Source organism: Ignavibacteriales bacterium (assembly GCA_016700155.1).
In the GTDB taxonomy this organism is placed as follows: domain Bacteria; phylum Bacteroidota; class Ignavibacteria; order Ignavibacteriales; family Ignavibacteriaceae.
This window is the reverse complement of record CP065001.1, coordinates 4,001,086-4,017,311: the sequence shown is the minus strand read 5'-3', so window position 1 is coordinate 4,017,311 and position 16,226 is coordinate 4,001,086. Positions and strand designations below refer to the sequence as shown.

The window sequence follows — 16,226 nt, the reverse complement described above, 5'->3', positions numbered from 1 at the left end:
GTTGACTGAAGTCAACGGCAATAGAAATATTTTTCAATTAAAATTATTCTAACCCAAACTCACCAATATCTCTTTCAACTTACCAATATTTGCAATCCATTCCTTCTCCTTAGCGCGTTCTCTCTCAACAACTTCCGGGGCGGCATTAGCAACAAACTTTTCATTCGACAGCTTTTTCTGAATTCCTGTTAATGCACCTTCAAGTCTTGTTATCTCCTTCTGAAGACGTGCTCTTTCAACATCAAGATCAATCAACCCCTCAAGCGGGATATATATTTCACAACTACTCAACACAGCCGAAGCACTCGCTTTGGGTTTTGCTATGCTTGCATCTGCTGAAAGCTCCTCAACTTTTGCAAGCCTTTTTATATACTCAACCTGGTGCGGCTTTACTGATGAAGTCTTGATAATTGCGTTAACTTTTTTAGAAGGCGCAATGTTCATCTCACCACGGATATTCCTTATCGCCGTAATGATATCCATCACCATTGCCATTTCAGTTTCAGCATTCTTGTTAATGAGGCTTTCATTTTCCAGCGGATACGATGAAGTAGAAATACTCTCTCCGTTCTTTCTTTCACCAAGCAGATGATAAAGCTCCTCAGTTATGAACGGCATATACGGATGAAGAATCTTTAAAGCATTTTCAAAAATTGAAATAGCGCGTGTCAGTACCGCAGATTTTATTTCTTCATTATCAGAATAAAGCCTGTTCTTAATTAACTCTATGTACCAGTCACAGTAATCGTTCCATATAAAAGAATAAATAAGTTTAAGCGAATTATTTATCTCAAAATCATCCATAGCTTTATTAAGCTGTTGAAGTGTTTCGTTGAAGCGTGAGATTATCCATTCATCCGCAAAGTCTATATGCGTGTCTATTAATTCACTCTTAACGGGAATTGTTTCCTTGTTCATCAAAAGGAATCTTCCGGCATTCCACATCTTGTTTGCAAAATTTCTGCCGAGTTCACACTTATCAGTGCTGAACAAAACGTCCTGACCAAGCGGCGCTAAGTATATCACGGTAAACCTTAACGCGTCTGCACCGTAATCTTTTATCACTTCAAGCGGGTCGGGAGAATTACCGAGCGACTTACTCATCTTTCTTCCCTGCGAATCACGAATGATACTCGTGAAGTAAACATCACTGAAAGGAATGTCATTCATAAAATGCATGCCAGCCATTATCATTCTCGCAACCCAGAAGAAAATTATATCCGGACCGGTTACTAATGAGCTGGTCGGGTAATAATATTTTCTTTCATCATCCGTTTTAAATATTGCGTGCGCCCACAACCAGCTTGATGCCCACGTATCAAGAACATCTTCGTCTTGTTTCCAAATATTTAAATCATTTGGAGGATTAACATCACAATAAACTTCTTTTGTTTTGAAATTATACCAGACCGGGATACGGTGACCCCACCAAAGCTGTCGTGATATACACCAGTCTTTAATTCCTTCCATCCAGTGATAATAAGTTTTTTCCCAGTGCTGCGGATAAAACTTAACTCTGCCGTTTCTCACAACTTCAAGCGCGGGTTTTGAAAGTTCATCCATCTTCATAAACCACTGCTCACTTAAGTATGGTTCGATCGGAACATTACCGCGTTCGGAGTAGCCGACTTTATTCTGATAATCTTCAATCTTCTGGACAAGCTCTAACTCTTCCAAACGGGCAACAACTTTTTTTCTTACCTCGTAGCGGTCAAGCTCTCTAAAATCAGCCGGAACATTTCCGTTAGTAGTTGCGTCATCATTAAAAATATTAATGAACTCAAGATTATGTCGCTTACCCATCTCATAATCATTAACATCGTGTGCGGGAGTTACCTTTACAACACCTGTCCCGAATTCCATATCAACATACTCATCACCGAATACGGGTATTTCTCTTTCAGCGATAGGCAGTAAAACTTTTTTGCCGATAAGATGTTTGTAACGTTCATCATTAGGATTAACAGCAATGCCTGTATCACCGAGCATAGTCTCAGGACGTGTGGTAGCTACAACAACAAACTCATTCGAGTTCATTACGGGATATTTAAAGTACCACAACTTACCGTTAACAGTTTTGAAGATTACTTCCTCATCAGAAATTGCGGACTTGTTAGCCGGGTCCCAGTTAACCATTCTGTAACCGCGGTATATCTTTCCTTCCTTGTAAAGTTCAACGAACGCTTTAATTACTTCGTGATAATAATCATCATCCATAGTAAAACGTTCACGCCGCCAGTCGCAGCTAACGCCAAGCTTCTTCAACTGCTGGATTATTATTCCGCCGTATTCTTTTTTCCAAACCTGGCAATGCTCTAAAAACTTTTCACGACCGATGTCGTACTTCTTTATTCCTTTCTCCTCAAGAAACTTCGTCACCTTTGTTTCGGTTGCAATTGAGGCGTGGTCGGTGCCGGGAACCCAGCATGCATTATAACCCTGCATACGTTTTGTGCGGATGAGAATATCCTGCAGTGAGTTGTTAAGAATGTGTCCCATCGTCAACATACCGGTAATGTTCGGCGGAGGTATTGCTATCGTATAAGGTTTCTTTGAACTGTCTATATCTGAATTGAAAAGATTATTCTCAAGCCAGTACCTGTACCATTTATCTTCTACAATAGAAGGATCATAAGCTTTGGGAACTTGCCCCGCTCCCTGCGGGGATTCTGAAAAGTTTGTTGAGGACATTCGTATCTCTGTTAGTGAAAATATTGAATGCAAATATAAGAAAAATTGATGTGCGTAATTGAGGGGAAATTACTTCAGAAAATCTGACCACTATGTCACACTGAGCATGCCTTTCCCTTTGGGATCGAAGTGTGACAACGTTCACGACACCAGAAACTACACCTTCAGTAGAACTTTTCCCGGTTGTCTCGGACTAGTCCCTGACAGTTTCCAATAAAAAAGCCCTTCTGCAATTGAGGGGCAACACAGAACTATCTCATTCTGCGGGGGCAAAATTTCTTAAGCTGTCGAACCTGTTCCTTCGGGATCAAAGTTTGAAAAAGTATATCATTTTTATAAACCAACAAGCCAATAATGGATCAATGCAACAATCATCCTCACTTCATGAAAACCATCTTCCTCGTCTCAACAAACGAACCTGCTTGCAGTTTATAAAAGTAAACTCCGCTTGCCAACTGCTGACTGTTGACTGCCGACTGAAACTCAACCTCATAACTTCCTGCGGATTTGAATTCATCAACAAGTGTTGCTACTTCGTTCCCTAACAAATTGTAAACCTTCAACACCACCTTTGACATTTGACCAGTGACATTTGACGCAACAGTATAACGTATTTTTGTGTTTGGATTGAACGGGTTCGGGTAATTCTGTTCAAGAATAAATCCGGAAGGCACATCAATAACATCATCAACCTCGGTAACAGTCAACTGGTTATAACTTATCATTTCAGATTGGTAAACCATCTTTGAAGTATTGCTTTGAATAAAAACCATTACGTGCAGACTATCAACATCCCACAATGCTTCCAGTGGAATATTCTGTCCAACAGTTTTTGTTTCAGAAGGATTAATTGTAAAAGGTGTTCCGGTAGTTGTGGGTAAGATTTTTCTCATCACGTGTTTGTGGTTTTGTATTCCATTATTCCCGGCATAAAACACATCTTCCGCAACAACGAAATAAATATTTAAATCGCTATCGGAAATATCTCCGGTCCTTGTCACTTCTGCGGAAATGTTAAATTCATTTTCATCTCTCGTTCCGCTCAAACTTATCGTCAGCGGACTCGTCATCATAATGCGTGCATCAAGTGAGCTGCCCCAGCCTGAAGTTGATCCTTGTATCGCGCCGTCAAAAAATCCTCGCGGTGTTGCTGCAACAGGGTTATAAAATGTATGTCTCGCCGCCGATCCTTCCGCACTTTGTATATAAAGCTGATCGGTACTGTAAGGATAGATCATATGATAATATATGTAATTGATGTTCCCGCTGTTTGGACTGTTCATCAAATAATTATCAAGTGTGTTATGTGCGGCCGGGCATAACGGGCAATGCGAATTTGTAAACACTTCAACAAGTGCTTTTCTCTGGTTCTGCGCGAATGACATAACAGATATCACCAACAGAAACAGGATTAAATATAGTTTCCTCATTGTATTTCCTTTTTTGATTTTAGTATAAGGAGATGAAAACAAAAATGAAAGGGAAGCGAGAGTCCCATTGAAACAGTGTACTAAATGGGAAATTATTAAGTTTTATTCTACCCCGTACTGGTAGTTGGGTAGTTTAACTGCTATTCCGCTGTTTGCGCCGTCAACGTCATTCTGCTGATCACCAAAGTTTGCAACAATTGTATAACCCTTATTAACAAGTGATGCTCTTACCTGTGTCTTGTATTGACCCGCGGGTAATTTATATTCACTTTGTGAACGTGTGATGAGAGTATCAAATGTTGTATAACCGGCGCTCAACAAATTATCGTAGGTGGGCTGGTATTGATAATCTCTTCTTCCTGTTAAAAAAATTATCCTGAATCCTTTTTTAACTAAGTGACTGTACAGATCCCTGACAGGAACAATCGGCTCTGCCTCAGCTTTTTTTATCCACTCATCCCAGATATTTTTTTCATAACCATAATCATACTGTTTCATGTACTTGAAGTTTGAAAGAGCCGTTTCATCAACATCAAAAATAACTGCGGATAAATTCGCGGGAATTATTTTGTCTATATCCTCTTTCGCATCATCGAGGATTTCCTTCAACTCCGCTTCGTACTGCCCGGACTCATAATATTGAGTAACTAACCTTTTAACATGTTCAACATTTTGAATTGAAGGACAGCATCCGTTATTAAAAAAAAGTAATGAAATCAGAGCAAACAAAAACAGCGATGTTAGTTTCATTTTTATAAAAGTTTATTTTGTTCCGAAAAAAAATCTAAGCGGGCGTTCCATTCTTTTAGCCCATTCGGTTTCATGATGTTCAGCACCGGGCGAATAGAAATAATCCAGGTCTGTCCCGATAACAAATCCCTTTTGTGTAAGCGCGCAGAACATTTGCTGACCACGTATTATCCCATCTTCCCCATGATCGATATAAATTTTTATGTCCTTCTTTGTTCCGTTATAGTTCTTAACAAGATTTATTGCATGATCATTGTGATAATAAAATGAACTGGACATACATCCCGCTTTTGAAAACACATCGGAATAATTCCAGACAGCAAGAAAAGAAATCAACCCGCCCATTGATGAACCCATAATTGCAGTGTTAATCCTGTCCGGCATAGTTCTGAAATTCGTATCAACAAAAGGTTTTAGTTCATTAACGATAAACTGAAGATAATTTCTTCCTTTTTCTGTTTCACTGTATTCGTCAAGCCGGTCATTCGTATTGTTTATGCCGACCAGGATAAATGGTTTTACTTTGTGATTTTTTATAAGCTTTGTTGCAGTCTCATCAACTCTCCAGTCATAACCCGCATAAGATGTTTTAGGATCGACAAGATTCTGACCATCGTGCATATAGAGCACGGGATATTTTTTATCCGGGTTACTTTTGTATGCAGGAGGAAGCCATACAAACACTCTTCTTTTGTTATGCAGGAATTTTGATTCGAAATCATCGAAGAATTTTATATCCCCTACTATTTTGATGCTTCCATCACTCCCGCGTCTTTTAAAACCGGCGGAAAGTTTTTTAACCGCGTTTCTCATATTCTCCATATGAAATTGAAATATATTAATTATCGAAAAGATACTTATAGTTTTTAATAATGCAAAAATCGGGCAATAAACCATAAATTGGATTAAATGCGATATTCAAAACTAAAGCACCATTTTCTAGAGTAATTTTCATCAGGTTTAAATGGACAATTGTACAATTTTTACAGATTTTAAACCCAGCACAAAAAAAAGTTTAGGAGATTTTTCATAATGGCTATTATCAGACCTTTCAATGCTCTAAGACCCACAAAAGAAAAAGCACAACTTGTAGCAAGCGTTCCTTATGATGTAGTTAACAGGGAGGAAGCATCGGAGTTTGCAAAAGAAAATCCGTTAAGTTATTTACACATCACCAGGTCAGAAATTGATCTGCCCGAAGTTAAAGATGTTTACTCCAAAGAAATTTATTTGAAGGCAAAAGAAAATCTTAACAAAATAATTAAAGAAGCTCCGTTAACAACCGAAGATAAACCACACTTCTATCTTTACAGGTTGATAATGGATGGAAGATCGCAAACCGGTATCTGCGCAACATTTTCTGTTGATGATTATGACAATGATGTAATTCTCAAACACGAAAAAACACGTAAGGTAAAAGAAGACGACAGAACAAATCACATTATTACAACTGAAGCACAAACAGGAGTTGTGTTCCTCACTTATCGCGGAGTAAAATCAGTTAATGAACTTGTTGATAAGACAATTAAAGAAGTAAAACCCGAATATGATTTTACTGCGCCTGATGGAATTCAGCACACAGTTTGGGTTATGCCCGAGCAGCTCAATGAGTTGATAGTCAACGAATTTAAAAAGGTAAGCAAACTTTATATCGCTGATGGTCATCATCGTGCAAAAAGCGCGAGCCGCGCAAAAGAAGAAAAGATGAAAGCAAATCCGAATCACAAAGGTGATGAAGAGTATAATTATTTCATTGCTGTTCTTTTCCCTGAAGACCAGTTGAAAATTCTTCCATACAACCGTGTAGTGTTTGATCTTAATGGATTGAGCAAGGATGATTTCTTAAATGCTGTAAGCGATAAATTTGAAGTGACAAAAACTTCTGTAAAAGAACCATCTGTTCAGAAGCAGTTCTGTATGTATTTAGATAAAGAATGGTACTTGTTGAGCGCGCGTGATTCGGTCCTTGCAAGTTTATCTTTAGAAAAGTCGGTTGGTGAAAAGTTGGATGTAAGCGTACTTCAAAATTTTTTATTAAATCCTGTGCTTGGTATTGATGACCCGAGAACAAATACCCGGATCGATTTCATCGGAGGAATTCGCGGAACAAAAGAACTCGAAAAATTAGTTGACGGAGGCAAGGCTGCAGTAGCATTTTCACTTTATCCTGTAAGCCTGAATGACCTTATGAATATTTCAGATGCCGGCGAGATTATGCCTCCTAAATCAACATGGTTTGAACCGAAATTGAGAGATGGTTTGTTAACGCATTTAATTTGAGTGACCGAATTATTTTTACCACTTAGACACTTAGAACACTAAGATTCACTAAGAAAGTCAAAACATCAAAGGAAAAACATCATGGAAAAAAGAATTTATAACTTCAGTGCTGGTCCGGCAATTCTTCCGGAAGAAGTTTTATTAGAAGCACAAAAAGAATTTTTTACATTGCCCAGTGTGGGAATGTCAATTCTCGAAATTTCTCACCGTTCAAAAACATTCGACGCAATTCACGCAGAAGCAAAAGACGGAATTAAAAAACTTCTTAATATTTCAGATGACTACCACATCTTGTTTTTACAAGGCGGAGCTAGTCTTCAGTTCTCAATGATTCCTTTAAATTTAATGCCGCCAAAGAATAAAGCCGACTACATTTCAACAGGAAGCTGGTCGAAGAAAGCTATTAAAGAAGCAAAGAGAGTCGGAACAGTTAACGTTGCCGCAACTACAGAAGAAGGCGAAGGCGAGAATAAATATTTTAAACGTATTCCAAAACAGAGTGAGCTTAAACTTGATGCTGATGCATCCTATGTTCACTTCACATCAAACAATACAATTTACGGAACCCAATGGATGAGCGAACCGGAAGTTGGTAATGTTCCGCTTGTCTGCGATGCTTCTTCTGACATTCTCCATAAAAAAATTGATGTAAGTAAATATGCTTTACTCTATGCCGGCGCACAGAAGAATATTGGTCCATCCGGTGTTGTTCTTGTTATCATTAGAAAAGATATGATTGAAAGAAGCCAGGATTCGCTTCACACAATGTTGAATTATAAAATCCAGGCAGAGAATGATTCCCTCTATAACACACCAAATACATTTGGTATTTACATTATAAAGCTTGTTACTAAACACCTTCTTGGTTTAGGCGGACTTGATAAGATGTATGAGATCAACAAAAACAAAGCAAAGATACTTTATGATGCAATCGATAACAGCGGTGGTTTCTATAAAGGTCACGCTGAAAAAGAAAGCCGTTCATTGATGAATGTTACCTTCAATCTTGCAACTCCTGATCTTGAGAAAAAATTAATCGATGAAGCAACTAAAGCCGGATTCAGCGGACTTAAAGGGCATCGTTCTGTCGGCGGTTTGAGAGCTTCTATATATAATGCTTTCCCGACAAAAGGCGTTGAAGATCTTGTTTCATTCATGAAAGATTTCCAGAAGAAGAACGGATAAATATTATTTTATGTGCCTTAGTGAAGTTTTACCACTAAGGCACTTAGCTCACTTAGTCACACTATGAAAAAAAAGGTTAAGGATGAAAAAAATATTTTTTGTATTACTCACCGGATTGACGCTAATAAGCTGCGGCAAAGAAGATTTAAAACTTGAAGCGTTTAATCCCGAAGCTTTTGCATTTGATATTGGTGATACCTGGGAAGTGAATGCTTCTGCACAGGTAAGAGGATTTTTGCAGGTCGAAGAAAATGAAATGTTCAAAGCGTCATTAGCTTTTTCTGTCGATCTGATAACACCATCCGGTGATACAATTGCGGGACTAATAACCCGCGTAGAAGATCTTAACAACAATGAGAAAGTGCTCGACACTTCACTCGAAGCACAATTTGAACTTGACTCAACTTATGCTGCAGGAAAATATAATGTGGTTTTTAATGTGAAGGATGTGAACAATAATCAGACTGCAACTACGGCAGCTTCATTTGAAATTACGGAAGAGTGATCATTCATTAAGATACTGTTCGGGAATAAGTTTTCTCCCGGCAAATCCTGATTCGTGTTTGTGATAATACCTGATATCTTCTTCATCGCTCTTCCAGCAGAGGAGAACTTCTTCTCCATCAATTATTGCAGGAAAATCAACAAGACCGATTGTAAAATTCCAGTCTTTATATTCACACCCGATTTCTTCAAGTTCATTTATAAATCCGTTTATCTCTGCAATTAATTTTTTTACTCTCGGATCTTCCTCTGGATTTTTTCCAATCTCATCCGCAAAAAGTTTTAATTCACTGCTGGCAAGAATAATATCCTGCACAATCCTTTTTACCAGAGGGAGAGTTTTGTTTGCTTCAGAAACTGTAAAATATTTTAGTTCGGTTGTCATAAATCAAATGTGTATTCAAATAACGATGTTAAGATAAACTTAATGTGTAATAAAAAAAGTTCATAAAAAAATCTTTCGGAACTATTTCTGAATCCTTAATGAAATATTTGTCTCTAACTAAACAGAAAAATTATTCTTTTATTCAAGGAGATATTTAATGGGGCGTCCATTCTTTCTGGATTCAGTTAAAACTAATGGTCTTACTTATAATCAGTATTTTCAGCGCACAGTTGATGACAGTGTAAAAATATTGCCCGCAGACGCAAATGAAATACAAACTCACCGGCACTCAATGCTTAAACTAAATGTACAGAGAATGAAGAGAGTTGAAAAAACTTTTTCTGTATCAGAAGAAATGGCAGAGGAAATAAGTAAGATAAATGAAAAACAAACATGGATGATAATCTCCGAGCCCTGGTGCGGAGACTCAGCACAAATTATTCCGGTATTAGCAAATATTGCTTCGGCAAACACTTTGATTGACTTAAAGATTATTCTTCGTGATGAAAATTCTGAAATTATGGATTTGTATGTAACTGAGGACAATAAAAGAAGTATTCCTGTTCTGGTGATTTTTGATGAAGCAGGAGAAGAATTATTAAGGTGGGGTTCGCGTCCGGAAGTTGTCGAAAAACTTGTCAAAGATCTGAAATCACAAGGATTAACAAAAGACGAATGGCTTGTAAAACTTCACTTATGGTATGCACAGAATAAAGGAATTGAAATCGAAAGAGAGATCCTCGCAAAAATCAGAATGGATGCCTTGACGATTTAGTTCAAAAAAGCTGTTTTCACTGATACAACCCGCATAAATAAATTTTATTTATGGTCTTTATCGTAAAATGTTCTTAAGTTTTAACCAGAAACTTTAAGTACTAAATATTATTTACGGGGTAGTTTATGAAACGATTGTTACAATCAGTGTTTTTCACATTCCTGTTTGCTTTTCAGATTTTCCCACAATCACCGGTAGTTCAACAGATACTGAATTCTGTAAGTCAGGATTCATTAGTTTATTTTGTGCGCGAACTCTCCGGTAATGTTCCGACTATTATTAATGGAACATCTCAAACGATTGTCTCAAGACACAAAAACCAGCCGGGGAACTCACTCGCTGAAACTTATATAAAACAGAAGCTTGAGAATTATGGTCTGACTACAACTATTCAGTCATTCAGTACAACCGGGAAAAACGTTCTCGGAGTCAAAACAGGTACAGAATTCCCGAATCAAAAATATATTATCTGCGCACATTATGACGATATGCCAAGCGGTACAACTGCGCCTGGTGCGGATGACAATGCAAGCGGTACCTCGGCTGTTATTGAAGCGGCAAGGGTATTAAAGAATTATTCTTTCCCGTTCACTATTGTTTTTGCTTTATGGGATGAAGAAGAACAGGGATTGATAGGCAGCGAATATTATGCTACTCAGGCGGCTAATGCAGGTGATTCTATACTTGGTGTAGTAAACATGGATATGATTGCTTACGACGGCAACAATGATGGCAATGCAGATGTTCATAACAGTTCAATAGCAAATACAGGTTTATTAAAAGATAAAATGCTGGAAGTAAATCTTGTGTACGGAATCAATCTTGATCTTGATGTCGTTCCGGCAGAACCGTACAGTGATCATCAATCATTCTTAGATCACGGTTACGGTGCCATACTAATTATTGAAGATGATAATGATTTTCATCCATACTACCACACGGTAAATGATCTTGTTATACATTTTAATAATCCATATTACCTTAAGATGTCAAGGCTGGCAATTGGTACGCTGGTATCATTCGCACTTAATCTTAATCTGACAATTCAGCACTCACCTATTGCATCGACAGATATTTCACAACCAATTAATACAAGCGCATTTATCTCAACCGGTTTAACTATCGGAACAGGAAGCGCAGCACCAAGACTTTATTACAGAACGAAGACCGGCGGCGGTTCTTTTTCACAGTTTAATGAAATTGTTGGTACACCAGCGACACTAAGTGCAACATATAATTTTACTATTCCGGCTCAGCCGCTTGGAACAGTTGTTCAATATTATATTGCAGCACAGGATGCCAACTCATCAATAGTAACAACTCTGCCAGCAGGCGGCGGCGGATATAATCCTCCCGGCAGTACTCCTCCGTTAAATCTTTACGCGTTCTATGTTGCGCCAATAACATACTCGCTTAACGACAATGCGAGCACAACTACTAATTGGACGATCAGTTCAGCCTGGGGACTTGCAACAACAAAATTTGTTTCTCCGCCTACATCATTTAATGAATCGCCTTCAGGTAACTACACAAACAATCTGACAGCAACATTAACATACAGTCTTCCAATTGTGCTTGATAATTCTCTCGGCTCAATACTTGAATTTGATACTCAGTGGAATATCGAAACTGATTGGGATTACGGACAGGTTTTAATTTCAACAAACTCCGGCAGTACATGGACACCGCAGCAGGGATTGTATACAAATCCCGGAACAGGATCATTTCAGCCAGGCGGACAGCCATTGTATGATGCTGTTCAATCAACATGGGTTACTGAATCTATTGATCTTTCCACTTACAACGGACAGACAATCTTGCTCAGATTTTTATTCCGCTCAGACGGCAGCCAGGTTTTTGACGGATGGTTTATTGATAACATAAAAATTATTTCATACTCATCAGTACCTGTTGAACTTACTTCATTTGCCGCAGCAGTTATTAATGATGAAGTTCACTTAAACTGGTCAACAGCATCCGAGTTAAATAATGCAGGCTTTGAAGTTCAAAGATCAACAGATGAAAATTCATGGTATACAATATCTTATGTTGAAGGAAACGGAACAGTTACTTCAAGTTCACATTATTCCGTTGTTGATAAAGATCCGGTAACCGGAATTTCATTTTACCGTTTAGTTCAAAAAGATTTTGACGGAACTTCAAAAATTTATAACTCAATCGAAGTGAACTTTGCAGCACCGTCAGTTTTTGCTCTTGAACAGAACTATCCTAATCCATTTAACCCTGTAACAAAAATTCAGTATTCCATACCGGTTAAGAATTTTGTTGAACTGAAAGTATTCGACTTACTCGGAGGTGAAATTGTAACGCTGGTAAGTGAAGAAAAAGAACAGGGTAAACACACCGTTGATTTTGATGGTTCATCGTTTTCAAGCGGAGTTTATTACTATACTATTAAATCAGGTGAGTTTTATTCAACAAAGAAGATGATATTGATAAAATAAAATTCTTAATCAGAAACTACAGAGAAAAATTTTATGAAAAATATTCTAAACAAAGCTGCAAAATTTTTAGTAGTGTTGATGCTGACTTTTCTTTTCAATAATTCATTTGCACAAAGAAATAACCCGCAGGGTATTTCAGTGAATGTTATTGGCACTACACCAACATCGACAACTCTTGAGTTTGTTGTAAACAATTATGAAACGTACTCATCGACAATTAATGGAAAAGAATTTGTTGATTACTACATCCCGGGCAGCATATTCCTTATGGAAAAAGGCTTGCCCCAATTACCAACTCACAGAGTCAGTATTGTTATTCCCGATCTTGCCGGAATGAACTTCAGGGTAATTGATCAGGACATCAACACAATTGTTACAAGAGAAGTAGCGCCATCAAAGGGACATATAACCAGGGATATCGACCCCTCCACTGTGGCTTATACATTCAGTGAGTTTTATCAGTCAAATAGCTGGTATCCGCAAAATAATATTTTGCTTGATGAACCATACATCATTCGTGATCTGAGAGGACAGACAGTTCAGTTCAACCCGATGCAGTATAATCCTGCGGAGGGTAAACTGAAAATATGTACGCGTATGGTTGTCGAAGTTTATTCTGATGCAAATGTTGCGGCTCACAATATATTACAAAGAACCAGACAGCTAACAGGAATAAGTAAAGAATTTTCAAGCATATACAGTTCACTCTTTATCAACTTTGGTTTTTCATATTATGATTATGTTCCGCTGCAGGAAAACGGAAGACTGCTTATAGTTTATCCGACTGCATTTGCTTCTAACATAACTCCGTTTGTTCAGTGGAAACAGGAGAGAGGATTACAGACCCTTACAGCAGAATATCCGACAACAACCGGAACAGGAACCGCGGCTTTAAAAAGTTATATACAGAATTTATATAACTCTGCTGAAGGTTTAACCTTTATAATTTTTGTCGGTGAATCTAACCAGATACCTACAATCAGCGGGCAATATGAAGGCGCGCCGTCTGATCCTTGTTATGTTAAACTTGCAGGAACAGATGCATATCCTGATGCGTTCATATCAAGAATATCACCTTCATCAGCGACGAATCTGGACTATGTACTTAACAAACTTATCCGTTATGAAAAATTTCCAGATACCGGTCCGGCAGCAACATGGTATTTAAAGGGAGTCGGTGTTGCAAGTAATGAAGGATCGCCACCGGACTATACGCGTGCAGGCTGGTTAAAAGAAATGTTGATCGAAGACATGTACTTCACACAAGTTGATGAAATTTATGATCCGGGTGCAACATCAAGCATGGTTACAACATCGGTTAATAATGGAAGAAGCATTATTAATTACATCGGTCACGGTTCCGGCACAAGCTGGAGTACAACCGGATTTGGTGTAAGCACAATTCATCAGCTTGCTAATGGCTATAAGAATCCTTTCATAATTGATGTAGCTTGTATGAACGGTGATTTTACAATGACCGAATGTATGGAAGAAGCTTGGATAAGAGCAGGCGATATGGCAAACCCGAAAGGCGCTATAGGTGTGTATGGTTCATCGACAAATGCAAGCTGGGTTCCTCCATGTGATATGCAGAATCATGGTGTATCATTGTTAACAACCAGGGAGATGAAATCAGTCGGCGGTGTTTGCTTTAACGGGCTGATGCACGCAATGGATTTATGGGGCGGAAGTTCCGGAGAAGGATTAAAGCTGATGGAACAGTATAATATTTTTGGCGACTGTACCATGCTGCTTACATTTGGTCTTCTTCCTGATTCAACAGCACCTGAACAGATAACTGATCTTGCTGCTGCAAACCCGACATCAAACTCAGTTATGATCAACTGGACATCACCTTTTGATTCATCACTTGGCGGTGTTGTCAGTTATGATTTAAGATATTCTAACAGTCCTATCATTACTGAGGTTGATTTTCAAAATGCAACCTCGATAATTGTTCCGGGCGGTCCTGATTCAGCCGGGATTGCAAAAAGTTATGAATTGAAAAATCTAAGTTTCAACACAACATATTACGTTGCAATTAAAGCAACTGATATCTGGGGCAATAAATCCACAATGTCTAATGTGCCATCAATCATAACCTGGGATGCGCCGTTAATGTCCGTTAATCCTGACTCGCTGAATTGCTTGATATTACCTGATACCATTCACACAGAGATAATATCACTTTCAAATATTTCGTCAACCAGTTCAACACTTGATTACAGCATCACTTTTACTAATAATACTTTTCCCGGAAACGTACTTGCAAAAGTTGTTGAAAAAAATAAAAACGCTGAAGAAAGTTCGGATAAGAATTTTAAACAGCAGTTCTACGGAACATCGCAAAGGGGAAGCGGCGGACCTGATACGTTCGGGTATGAATGGATTGACAGCAACGACCCCGAAGGACCGGATTATATCTGGAATGATATTTCAGCGACCGGTACGCTCGTAAATAACTGGATTGCAACAAGTACTTACACTGCGACTGATGAAGGCAAAGCAGGACCATTTAATCTCGGGTTCAGCTTTAAGTATTATGGTGTTCAGTATACGCAGGTTTATTTCTGCACCAATGGCTTCATATCATTTACAGATATTACTGATGCGGGAATGACAAACGCAGCCATTCCTGGTACGGCGATTCCAAATAATTTAATAGCTCCTTTGTGGGATGATCTTGACGGTAAAACCACGGGTAAAGTTTATTACAAAGCTGAATCAGATAAGTTCATTGTTCAGTATAAAGACTGGCCCGGTTACTTCAGCGGTACGGGACCTTTTACTTTCCAGGTAGTTCTTTACAAGAGCGGGAAAATAATGTTGTACTACAATTCAATACTTGGAACTGTTACGTCCTGCACAGTCGGTATTGAAAATCTCCAAGGTAATGATGGATTGCAGGTTGTCAGGAACGCAGCTTACCTTCAGAACAATCTCGCTCTTCAATTTTCTGCGGAACCGGACTGGCTTGCATCAAACAACTATGAAGGAAGGATATACAACGGAAATTCAGTTGATATACAATTAACATTTACTACTGATGATCTTGCACTTGGTGATTACTCAATGGATATGGAAATAACAACCAACGATCCGCTTCACACAAACATTGTTGTGCCTGTTCATATGACAATAACAAATGAAACTCCCGTTGAGTTTGCAACATTCAGTGCAGAGCAGAAAGATGATAATGTGGTACTTAACTGGAGTACGGCGAGTGAAACGAATAATAGGGGATTTGAAGTGGAGAGAAGGGAAGTAGGCAGTAGGCAATCGGCAGTAGGCAACCAGGAATGGAAAATGGTTGGTAGTGTTGAAGGTAAAGGAACTACAACAGAAGTGAATTCATATTCATTTGTTGATAAGTCAGTAGTTACAGGGAAATATTCTTACAGACTGAAACAAATCGACTTTGACGGCACAGTAAATTACAGCAACGCAGTAGAAGTTGATGTAACAGGTCCTAAAGAATTTTCACTGTCGCAGAATTATCCTAATCCATTTAATCCAACTACTAAAATTCACTACACAGTAGCGGACGCATATTATGCGTCCGGAGTGCCGGTAACAATAAAAGTATATGACATACTCGGCAACGAAGTAGCAACACTTGTAAATGAAAACAAAGAACCGGGACGTTATACAATTGATTTCAATACTGATGCTTATGGCTTAAGTTCAGGTGTATATATTTATACGATGAAAGCCGGCAGCTTCAGCCAAACGCATAAGATGCTACTTATGAAGTAAAACTA

At 38.4% G+C, this 16,226-nt stretch carries 11 protein-coding genes; 6 read left to right on the top strand and 5 right to left on the bottom strand.

Annotation, left to right across the window (positions count from 1 at the left end):
- Positions 1-48: 48 nt before the first annotated feature.
- The 4 genes from IPM56_16875 to IPM56_16860 form a co-directional block, all read right to left on the bottom strand.
- Positions 49-2,691: a valine--tRNA ligase gene (locus IPM56_16875; protein QQS35890.1), complete on the bottom strand. Its 2,643-nt coding sequence runs from the start codon at positions 2,689-2,691 to the stop codon at positions 49-51.
- Between the two features lie 377 nt (positions 2,692-3,068).
- Positions 3,069-3,464, bottom strand: coding sequence for a T9SS type A sorting domain-containing protein (locus IPM56_16870; protein QQS38341.1), 396 nt, complete (start codon positions 3,462-3,464; stop codon positions 3,069-3,071).
- 759 nt (positions 3,465-4,223) lie between these two features.
- The gene (locus IPM56_16865) at positions 4,224-4,871 is read right to left on the bottom strand and encodes an HAD family acid phosphatase (GenBank protein ID QQS35889.1); all 648 of its coding nucleotides are present in this window, start codon (positions 4,869-4,871) and stop codon (positions 4,224-4,226) included.
- 12 nt (positions 4,872-4,883) lie between these two features.
- Positions 4,884-5,684, bottom strand: a complete 801-nt coding sequence (locus tag IPM56_16860; GenBank protein ID QQS35888.1) for an alpha/beta hydrolase — start codon at positions 5,682-5,684, stop codon at positions 4,884-4,886.
- A gap of 219 nt (positions 5,685-5,903) precedes the next feature.
- Here IPM56_16860 and IPM56_16855 point away from each other — a divergent pair, with 219 nt between their 5' ends.
- The 3 genes from IPM56_16855 (at position 5,904) to IPM56_16845 (ending at position 8,841) form a co-directional block, all read left to right on the top strand.
- Positions 5,904-7,151, top strand: coding sequence for a DUF1015 domain-containing protein (locus tag IPM56_16855; GenBank protein ID QQS35887.1), 1,248 nt, complete (start codon positions 5,904-5,906; stop codon positions 7,149-7,151).
- An 81-nt stretch (positions 7,152-7,232) separates the two neighbouring features.
- The gene (gene serC, locus IPM56_16850; GenBank protein QQS35886.1) at positions 7,233-8,336 is read left to right on the top strand and encodes a 3-phosphoserine/phosphohydroxythreonine transaminase; all 1,104 of its coding nucleotides are present in this window, start codon (positions 7,233-7,235) and stop codon (positions 8,334-8,336) included.
- An 82-nt stretch (positions 8,337-8,418) separates the two neighbouring features.
- Positions 8,419-8,841 (top strand): hypothetical protein, encoded by a 423-nt coding sequence (locus IPM56_16845; GenBank protein QQS35885.1) that lies wholly within the window; start codon positions 8,419-8,421, stop codon positions 8,839-8,841.
- Here IPM56_16845 and IPM56_16840 read toward each other — a convergent pair whose 3' ends face one another.
- Positions 8,842-9,225: a DUF2203 domain-containing protein gene (locus tag IPM56_16840; protein ID QQS35884.1), complete on the bottom strand. Its 384-nt coding sequence runs from the start codon at positions 9,223-9,225 to the stop codon at positions 8,842-8,844.
- Between the two features lie 157 nt (positions 9,226-9,382).
- Here IPM56_16840 and IPM56_16835 point away from each other — a divergent pair, with 157 nt between their 5' ends.
- From IPM56_16835 to IPM56_16825, 3 genes are all read left to right on the top strand, one after another.
- Positions 9,383-10,000 carry a thioredoxin family protein gene (locus IPM56_16835; GenBank protein ID QQS35883.1) on the top strand — a complete coding sequence of 206 codons (618 nt, stop codon included), beginning with the start codon at positions 9,383-9,385 and terminating at the stop codon, positions 9,998-10,000.
- A gap of 125 nt (positions 10,001-10,125) precedes the next feature.
- Positions 10,126-12,465, top strand: a complete 2,340-nt coding sequence (locus tag IPM56_16830) for a M28 family peptidase (protein QQS35882.1) — start codon at positions 10,126-10,128, stop codon at positions 12,463-12,465.
- A gap of 33 nt (positions 12,466-12,498) precedes the next feature.
- Positions 12,499-16,221, top strand: coding sequence for a T9SS type A sorting domain-containing protein (locus IPM56_16825; GenBank protein ID QQS35881.1), 3,723 nt, complete (start codon positions 12,499-12,501; stop codon positions 16,219-16,221).
- Positions 16,222-16,226: the final 5 nt, after the last annotated feature.